At 49.7% G+C, this 9,131-nt stretch carries 7 protein-coding genes; 5 read left to right on the top strand and 2 right to left on the bottom strand.

The features are described 5' to 3' along the window. Positions 1-508: 508 nt before the first annotated feature. Positions 509-2,653, top strand: a complete 2,145-nt coding sequence (locus Q4A89_RS07835) for a DNA topoisomerase 3 (protein ID WP_303184730.1) — start codon at positions 509-511, stop codon at positions 2,651-2,653. On the opposite strand, the gene Q4A89_RS07830 is transcribed toward Q4A89_RS07835, so the two are convergent. Together Q4A89_RS07830 and Q4A89_RS07825 are read right to left on the bottom strand one after the other, a co-directional pair. Beyond that, the gene (locus Q4A89_RS07830) at positions 2,633-3,139 is read right to left on the bottom strand and encodes an RNA polymerase sigma factor (RefSeq protein WP_303184729.1); all 507 of its coding nucleotides are present in this window, start codon (positions 3,137-3,139) and stop codon (positions 2,633-2,635) included. The two genes, Q4A89_RS07835 and Q4A89_RS07830, sit on opposite strands and share 21 nt — an antisense overlap. Before the next feature lie 138 nt (positions 3,140-3,277). Continuing rightward, positions 3,278-3,760, bottom strand: a complete 483-nt coding sequence (locus Q4A89_RS07825; RefSeq protein ID WP_303184728.1) for a cytidine deaminase — start codon at positions 3,758-3,760, stop codon at positions 3,278-3,280. Between the two features lie 465 nt (positions 3,761-4,225). Between Q4A89_RS07825 and metK the strand changes: the two genes are divergently transcribed. The 4 genes from metK to fusA all read left to right on the top strand — a co-directional run bounded on the left by metK (position 4,226) and on the right by fusA (position 9,115). Further along, positions 4,226-5,515, top strand: a complete 1,290-nt coding sequence (gene metK / locus Q4A89_RS07820; protein WP_303184727.1) for a methionine adenosyltransferase — start codon at positions 4,226-4,228, stop codon at positions 5,513-5,515. Positions 5,516-5,933: 418 nt separating this feature from the next. Beyond that, complete coding sequence (rpsL, locus tag Q4A89_RS07815; RefSeq protein ID WP_124752228.1) at positions 5,934-6,323, top strand: 30S ribosomal protein S12; 390 nt, start codon at positions 5,934-5,936, stop codon at positions 6,321-6,323. Positions 6,324-6,492: 169 nt separating this feature from the next. Then, complete coding sequence (rpsG, locus tag Q4A89_RS07810) at positions 6,493-6,969, top strand: 30S ribosomal protein S7 (protein WP_041591184.1); 477 nt, start codon at positions 6,493-6,495, stop codon at positions 6,967-6,969. Between the two features lie 19 nt (positions 6,970-6,988). Then, positions 6,989-9,115 carry an elongation factor G gene (gene fusA / locus Q4A89_RS07805; RefSeq protein WP_303184726.1) on the top strand — a complete coding sequence of 709 codons (2,127 nt, stop codon included), beginning with the start codon at positions 6,989-6,991 and terminating at the stop codon, positions 9,113-9,115. Positions 9,116-9,131 lie beyond the last annotated feature (16 nt).

Genomic DNA, 9,131 nt, shown 5'->3' with positions numbered 1-9,131 from the left:
ATATATTTGCGTTGATTTGCGCCATTCGCGTAATTTGCGTTCGGACAATACAACACAAAAGGCGGTGTGTCATAACGGGCAAACTGCTTCGTTGCTTGCGGAATGAGAGCTCGGTCACATACCTTAGTATGCTCCCTCACCCTCATCCTTAGCGCCTTGCTTTTTACCCATTCTTACACACCTAAAGAGGGTGTGCCCAAATATTGCATTTTGACACACCCTCCTACATTAACCATTGACAATTATAATTCAGGCTTTCAGCCCTCCGCCGAGGGGTGGCTTTTTCCCCAACGCTTCGCTGCGCTCCACATTGGGCTGAATTAATGCGCCCCTGCGGGGCTGTTTTTCAATCGTTAATTGTCAGTTGTTAATGGTTATTTTCCGGGTACATCATTCGGCGGGTACCACGCATGACAATTGACAATTAACAATTAATATGTCTTGTCCTGGAAAAATTTGCATCGGCGGGCAAAAAAAGCGATCTTTGTCCGTCATTTATCATCCCGGAATGAAGGTTTGTATTGCAGAAAAGCCCAGTGTGGCGCGCGAGATTGCCGAAGTGCTCGGAGCCCGGACAAGGAGAGAAGGCTATATCGAGGGGAACGGTTATCAGGTGTCGTGGACATACGGCCATCTCTGCACCCTCAAAGAACCGCACGATTATACGCCCGAATGGAAATCGTGGCGTTTGCAGTCGCTGCCCATGATTCCTCCGCGGTTCGGTATCAAACTGATCCCGAGCGAAAGCTACGAGAAGCAGTTCCGTATTCTCGAAGGATTGATCCGGAATGCCGAGGCGGTCATCAACTGCGGGGATGCCGGTCAGGAAGGGGAGCTGATTCAGCGCTGGGTGATGCAGAAAGCCGGTTGCCGTTGTCCGGTTTATCGGCTGTGGATTTCGTCGCTGACGGAAGACGCCATCCGCGAAGGATTCAAAAACCTCAAAGACCAGTCCGAATATCAACACCTCTACGAGGCGGGTCTCTCGCGTGCCATCGGCGACTGGCTGCTCGGAATGAATGCCACGCGCCTCTATACGCTTCGTTACGGGCAAAACAAACAGGTGCTTTCCATCGGACGCGTGCAGACTCCTACGCTGGCGCTCATCGTGAAACGGCAAAAGGAGATCGAAGACTTCAAGCCGGAGCCTTACTGGGAACTGAAAACGATATACCGCGAAACTACTTTTGCCGCTACGCAAGGCAAATTCACCCGAAAAGAAGAGGGGCAGGCGCTGTTGGAAACAGTAACCGACCGGCCGTTCGTCATCACCGGTGTGACGAAAAAGAAAGGGAAGGAAGCGCCTCCGCGCCTGTTCGATCTGACTTCGTTACAGGTAGAATGCAACCGGAAATTCGCGTTCTCGGCCGAAGATACGTTGAAACTCATTCAGTCTCTGTATGAAAAAAAGGTGACGACTTATCCGCGTGTCGATACGACCTTTCTGAGCGATGATCTCTACCCGAAGATCCCGAATATGCTGAAAGGACTGGCTGATTATGCGAGTCTTACGGCTCCGCTACTCTCGGCTCCGCTACGGAAAAGCAAAAAAGTGTTCGATAACACCAAAGTGACCGATCACCACGCCATCGTGCCTACCGGCGTGTCGCCGCGCAACCTGACGGACCCTGAGCGGAAGGTCTACGATCTGGTGGCGCGCCGCTTTATCGCCGCGTTCTACCCCGATTGTGAGCTTTCTACGACGACGGTTCTGGGCGAGGTGGAGAAGGTGGGCTTTAAAGCAACCGGCAAACAGATCCTGAAACCGGGGTGGCGCGTCGTCTTTGAGAAAGAAGCGCAGGACACGATGGAAGGAGAACAGCCTTCATCGGAGGAGGAGAGTGTGCTGCCCGACTTTGTGAAAGGAGAAAGCGGGCCGCATCAACCGGATTTTGCGGAGAAATGGACTACCCCGCCCAAGCCTTATACCGAGGCGACTTTGCTCCGTGCGATGGAAACGGCCGGGAAATTCGTCGAAGATGAAGCGTTGCGCGATGCTCTCAAAGAGAACGGTATTGGTCGCCCTTCTACGCGTGCGGCGATCATCGAGACGCTTTTCAAACGCAACTACATCCGTAAAGAGCGTAAGAGCCTGTCGGCCACGGCGACGGGAGTCGAACTGATCGGAATCATTCGCGACGAGCTGCTTAAAAGTGCCGAACTGACAGGGCAATGGGAAAAGAAGCTGCGTCAGATCGAGCAGGGCGCTTATCAGGCCGAAGCGTTTCTCGACGAGTTGAAACAGATGGTCGGGCAGATTGTGCGGAACGTTCGTACCGATCGTGCCACAACGACGATTACGATTGATGAAACGGCTTTCAAGCCCAAACAGGAAAAGAAGGCAAAAGCTTCCGGGAAAGAAAAACCGGCGAAAGCGAAGCGAAAGAAACCGGCGACTATGGCTCAGAATACGGCACCGGACACCGGTTCACCTGTTTGTCCGATTTGCGGGAAAGGAACGTTGCTGCGCGGGAAAACGGCCTACGGATGCTCCGAATATAAAAGCGGCTGCACGTTTCGCCTGTCTTACGAAGAACATGGAAAAGACCTGAGCGATGAAGCATTGAATGCCGTCGTGCGGAAACAATCGTCCCGGCCCTCGATCATAAGGAAAGAAACAGACGATTCTGTATCAGGGATTGAGTTCTTTTAGCTTCGTCTTCAATTCCTGACGGGCAAAGAAGATACGGCTCTTCACCGTGCCCAAAGGGATGTGCAGCGCCTCGGCGATTTCGTGGTAGCGATAGCCGCTCACATACATCGAGAAAGGCGCTTTTAGCTCTTCGTTCAGCGCGTTGATGGCTGCCGTAATCTCTTGAAGCTGGCATGCGCCGTCGGGCGTGTCGAAGCTTGAATCGTTTGCCACATTCAGGTTATATAAATCGATATCCTGCTCAACAACGGTCTGCGTACGCAACACACGATGATAATTATTGATAAAGATATTGCGCATCACGGTCAACACCCAACCCTTGAAATTCCGGTTGTCCGCATATTTCTCCCGATTGTCTAAAACCTTGAGCGACGTCTCCTGCAACAAATCCTGTGCGTCCTCACGATTGGCAGTCAACATCAATGCGAAATTCATCATATTCTCCTGCATGCCCAATAGTTTTTTCTGAAACTGTGATGTGTTCATTGTCATTTTCTTCTAACAATTATCGGTTGCAAACATAGATCATTTTTCGAGCAAATCTTCCCGGCTTTGTTTTTATTAACGTATTTGAGGGCGTTTTAGTTTTTTTTGGATAGTCTGAGGTGGTCATTTTATAGAATGTCATCCGAGCAAATCGGCCGATCCGAACGAGAGAGGGAGTAAAGATTCGGCCGAGTCGAGCTGGCAAAACTCTGAACGTCCACACATCCAGACCTGTATCGGGCGCTGGTAACGCTGCTCTGTCTCTAGCAGAACCTGACGGCAGGCTCCGCACGGACTGATTTTCTCCTGGATTTCCCCGTCTTTCAAGGCTACGAGGAAAAGCGCTTTTACCGGCAGGTCGGGATATTGGGCTCCGGCGGCAAACAACGTCGTTCGCTCAGCGCAAAGTCCCGACGGGTAAGCCGCATTCTCCTGATTGCTGCCCGAAACGAACGTGCCGTCCTCCAGCACGGCTACCGCACCGACCTGAAAACACGAATACGGCGCGTACGCTTTCTTTGCCGCTTCGATGGCCGCCGCCATCCATCGCTTTTCATCATCGCCCAGATCGGCTATCCGTCCGCGATGCACACGTATTTCTACCTTTTGAATCTTTTCCATGAAAATGTCGTTCTTGTGTTACGTTGTCGGCAAATGTACAGAATAATATTGGATATTCAAATGGCGGTGTGTCATAACGGGCGAACGGTTTCGTTGTTTGCGGAATGAGAGTTCGGTCACATTCGTTCGTATGCTCCCTCGCTCTCTTCCTTAGCGTCCCCCCTCAATTTCCCCCTTTCTTACACTCCTAAAGAGGGTGTGCCCAAACATGGCGTTTTGATACATCCTTACATACGCGGCTACACGAGGCTTACGCGGTCTTTTTAGATAATTAACAGAGCGAAAACGGTAAGTCTCGGCGGAAGCCGTATCTTTGCGCCCGAATTGGACGTGGATAGATTTGTATGGCTTGCAACCACGGGAAAAAATGCTAAAAAATAAAGATTCTTCCCTGCCGTTCGGCTACGCGGTTCCATCCTGAACGTTCGGTTCGTAATAATATGTTTTATTTTTAATGTATCAATAATGAGTTATTTATTTACCTCCGAATCGGTGTCTGAAGGACACCCCGATAAGGTAGCCGATCAAATTTCGGATGCCTTGCTGGATGAATTTTTGGCGTATGACAAAGATTCGAAAGTCGCGTGCGAAACGCTGGTGACGACCGGACAGGTTGTGCTGGCAGGAGAAGTAAAATCGAAAGCCTACGTCGATGTGCAGGATGTGGCTCGCCGGGTAATCGAGCAAATCGGTTATACGAAAAGCGAGTATCAGTTCGAGGCCAAGTCGTGTGGCGTGTTATCGGCCATTCACGAACAGAGCGGCGACATCAACCGTGGTGTGGAACGCTCCGATCCTTACGAACAGGGCGCCGGCGATCAGGGCATGATGTTCGGATACGCGACGAATGAAACGGCAAATTATATGCCGCTCGCGTTAGACCTTTCGCACAGCTTGTTGCTTGAACTGGCGGCTATTCGTAAAAATGAGATCGAGAAGATGCCGTACCTTCGTCCCGACGCGAAGAGTCAGGTGACGATCGAATACGACGACCACGGTAAACCGTTGCGTATCGATACGATTGTTGTCTCTACCCAGCACGACGAGTTTATTACGGCCGGCAACGGTCGCTCGCAGGAAGAGGCCGACGCTGCCATGCAGCAGAGAATCGCCGAAGATGTGAAAACCATTCTTATTCCGCGTGTTAAGGCTCAATATCCCGAGCATGTACAGGCTCTATTCAACGATCAGATCAAGTATTTCGTCAATCCGACGGGTAAGTTCGTAATTGGCGGACCTCACGGCGATACGGGGCTGACGGGCCGTAAGATCATCGTCGACACGTATGGCGGTAAAGGCGCACACGGCGGTGGCGCTTTCTCGGGTAAAGACCCTTCGAAAGTCGATCGCTCGGCTGCTTATGCGGCGCGTCATATCGCCAAGAATCTCGTAGCGGCGGGGGTTGCCGATGAGATACTGGTGCAAGTTTCGTATGCCATCGGTGTGAATAAGCCGATGAATATCTTTGTGAATACGTTTGGACGGTCGAATGTGAAAATCAGTGACGGAGAAATCGCCGGCAAGATTTGGGAGCTCTTCGATATGCGCCCCAAGGCCATTGAGGATCGTCTGAAACTGCGTCATCCGATTTATCTGGAAACGGCTTCGTACGGACATATGGGACGTACCCCTCAGACCGTTCGAAAAACATTCCATTCGCGCTATAACGTAGAGCCGGTAGTTTGCGATGTGGAGCTGTTTACTTGGGAAAAACTTGATTATACGGACAAGGTCAAAGCAGCCTTTGGTCTTTAAAACAAGTCGATGATGTAAATCATAAAGAGCTGTTTCGGAAAAGGAGACAGCTCTTTTATTTTATAGGTGAAACGTCCGTTTTCGCGAAATCCGGGTGGTGTACACTTTCTATCCGATAAAGAAATGTTGTTGGCTGCGTACGGAGTCCCAAAGGCGTTTACATTAATATATATATTATTATCAGGAATCTTTGCCATATTTGCCGGAAGCGTATCGGGTTTTCGGAAGTTTGTTTGACGGTCGGATTTGCATCCATAGAAGGTCTTCTTCCTTTTGTGAAGATTCGTTGGGTCGAAGAAAAGCATTGAAATCCAATTTTTTTTGAGGAAATGCTTGTCGGATAAAAAAAAGTCCGTATCTTTGCAACCCGAATTTGGAAAAGTGTAAACAAATATAATAGTGTTTAAATAGTAGAAAAATGCCTACAATTCAGCAATTAGTAAGAAAAGGAAGGGAGACGTTGGCGGTGAAAGGTAAGTCGCCTGCACTTGATGCGTGTCCTCAAAGAAGAGGTGTTTGCGTGCGTGTGTATACGACTACGCCGAAGAAGCCGAATTCCGCGATGCGTAAAGTAGCCCGTGTTCGTTTGACGAATCACAAAGAGGTGAACTCGTATATTCCCGGAGAAGGTCATAACTTGCAGGAACACTCGATTGTGATGGTGCGTGGCGGCCGTGTGAAAGATTTGCCAGGTGTACGTTATCATATCGTGCGTGGGACATTGGATACGGCCGGAGTCGCCGGACGTACGCAGCGTCGTTCGAAGTATGGGGCAAAACGTCCGAAGGCGGGTGCCGCGAAGAAGTAATTTTTTTTGATAAAGAGAGAAGAGTTTACAAGTTAGAAATTTTATAATCGGTTTTTAGTTATTGGGGTAAAAGAGATTGATGATGAGGGTTGAGTAAATGGTTCGGAGGAACCGTTGAAGACAGTAAATATCAACAACCAAGAACAAGAACGAAAATTCTGAAAACAAAATGAGAAAATCAAAGCCTAAAAAACGGCAGGTCCTCCCGGATCCTGTCTATGGTGATGTTCGGGTTACAAAGTTTGTAAACCATTTGATGTACGACGGTAAGAAGACCGTTTCGTATGAGATATTCTATTCCGCATTGGAGCGTGTGAAAGCCAAGATGCCGAATGAAGAAAAGTCAGCGCTCGAAATTTGGAAAGCAGCGCTCGAGAATATAACTCCTCAGGTCGAAGTAAAGTCCCGCCGTGTAGGTGGTGCTACTTTTCAGGTGCCGACCGAGATCCGCCCGGATCGTAAGGAGTCCATTTCAATGAAAAATTTAATAGAGTACGCTCGCAAACGTGGCGGAAAATCCATGTCTGAGAAGTTGAGTGCTGAAATCGTAGATGCGTTCAACAGTCAGGGCGGTGCCTTCAAACGTAAGGAAGATATGCATCGTATGGCCGAAGCTAACCGTGCTTTTGCTTATTTCCGCTTTTAATGTTTAATGAGAGAAGAAGATGAGCAAAGCAGATGCAATATTGAAAAATACGCGTAATATCGGCATTATGGCCCATATCGACGCGGGAAAAACGACCACTTCGGAACGTATTTTGTTTTATACCGGTCTGACGCATAAAATCGGTGAGGTACACGATGGTGCCGCTACGATGGACTGGATGGAACAGGAGCAGGAGCGCGGCATCACGATTACTTCGGCTGCCACCACGACGTTCTGGAATTACAACAATGAGAGATTTAAAATTAACTTGATAGACACTCCGGGTCACGTAGACTTTACGGTTGAGGTAGAACGCTCTCTCCGTATTCTCGATGGCGCGGTAGCCGCATTTTGTGCCGTGGGCGGGGTAGAACCCCAGTCGGAAACGGTGTGGCGTCAGGCTGACAAATACAATGTGCCGCGTATCGGATACGTAAACAAGATGGATCGTTCGGGAGCAAACTTCTTCGAGGTGGTTCGTCAGGTGCGTGACGTGTTGGGAGCAACTCCCTGTCCGATTCAGATTCCGATCGGTGCCGAAGAAAACTTTAAAGGTGTGATCGATCTCGTGACCATGAAGGCGATTTTTTGGCACGATGAAACGATGGGAGCCAAATATGAGGTCGAAGAAATTCCGTCCGAACTGTTGGCCGAGGCGCAGGAATGGCGCGATAAAATGCTTGAAGCCGTAGCCGAGTGTGATGACACGGTGATGGAAAAATATTTTGACGATCCTTCGACGATTACGGAGGATGAGCTTCGTGTTGCCATCCGTAAGGGTACAATTGACATGAAGATCAATCCGATGATCTGCGGTTCGTCGTTTAAGAATAAAGGAGTGCAGACGTTGCTCGATGCCGTTTGCTCTTATTTACCGAGCCCGGATGATACGGCGGCTGTCACAGGACATGATCCGCGTAATCCGGATGTTACCATCGAGCGTAAACCGACTCCCGAAGAGCCGCTTACGGCTTTGGCGTTTAAGATCGCTACAGACCCGTATGTAGGTCGTCTGTGCTATTTCCGCGTATACTCGGGCGAAATGGAGGCCGGATCGTATGTGCTGAATACGCGTTCCGAAAAGAAAGAGCGTATTTCGCGTCTGTTCCAGATGCACTCGAACAAGCAGAACCCGATGGAGAAAATCGGCTGTGGTGATATCGGTGCCGGAGTAGGCTTTAAAGATATTCGTACCGGCGATACGCTGTGTGACGAAAATAATCCGATCACGCTCGAATCAATAGAGTTCCCTGATCCGGTGATCGGTGTGGCCGTAGAGCCGAAGACACAGAAAGACCTCGATAAACTCGGAGCCGGATTGGCCAAGTTGGCAGAAGAGGACCCGACTTTCCGTGTGGAAACGAACGAAGAAACCGGTCAGACCGTGATTCGTGGTATGGGCGAGCTTCACCTCGAAATTATCGTAGACCGTCTGCGTCGCGAGTTCAAGGTAGAATGTAACCAGGGACGTCCTTTGGTATCGTACAAAGAAGCGATTACGCAGTCTGTCGAACTGCGCGAAGTATATAAGAAACAGACAGGTGGCCGTGGTAAGTTTGCTGACATTATTGTTCGTATCGAACCGGCAGACGAAGATTTCGAAGGTCATTTGCAATTCGTCGACGAAGTGAAGGGCGGAAACGTGCCTAAAGAGTTCATTCCTTCCGTACAGAAAGGATTTGATAAAGCGATGACGAATGGTGTATTGGCCGGCTACCCGTTGGATAAACTGAAAGTGACGTTGATCGACGGATCGTTCCACCCGGTTGACTCCGACCAGTTGTCGTTCGAGATTTGTGCTATTCAGGCCTTCAAGAGTGCGGCGGAAAAGGCCGGTCCTGTCCTGATGGAGCCGATCATGAAACTGGAAGTTGTTACGCCCGAAGAAAACATGGGAGATGTGATTGGCGACTTGAACAAGCGTCGCGGTCAGGTGGAAGGTATGGAGTCGAGCCGTACGGGAACCCGTATTGTCAAAGCGAAAGTTCCGTTGGCCGAAACATTCGGTTATGTGACGGCTTTGCGTACGATCACGTCCGGTCGCGCTACTTCGTCCATGCAGTTCTCGCACTATGCACAGGTATCGTCGTCAATTGCCAAGCAGGTGCTGACCGAAGTACAAGGGCGGGTTGATTTAGTCAAATAATATTAGAAACTAACGA

This window comes from Tannerella sp. (genome assembly GCF_030528505.1).
Taxonomy (GTDB): Bacteria; Bacteroidota; Bacteroidia; order Bacteroidales; family Tannerellaceae; genus Tannerella.
This window is presented reverse-complemented; position numbering and strand designations above follow the sequence as displayed.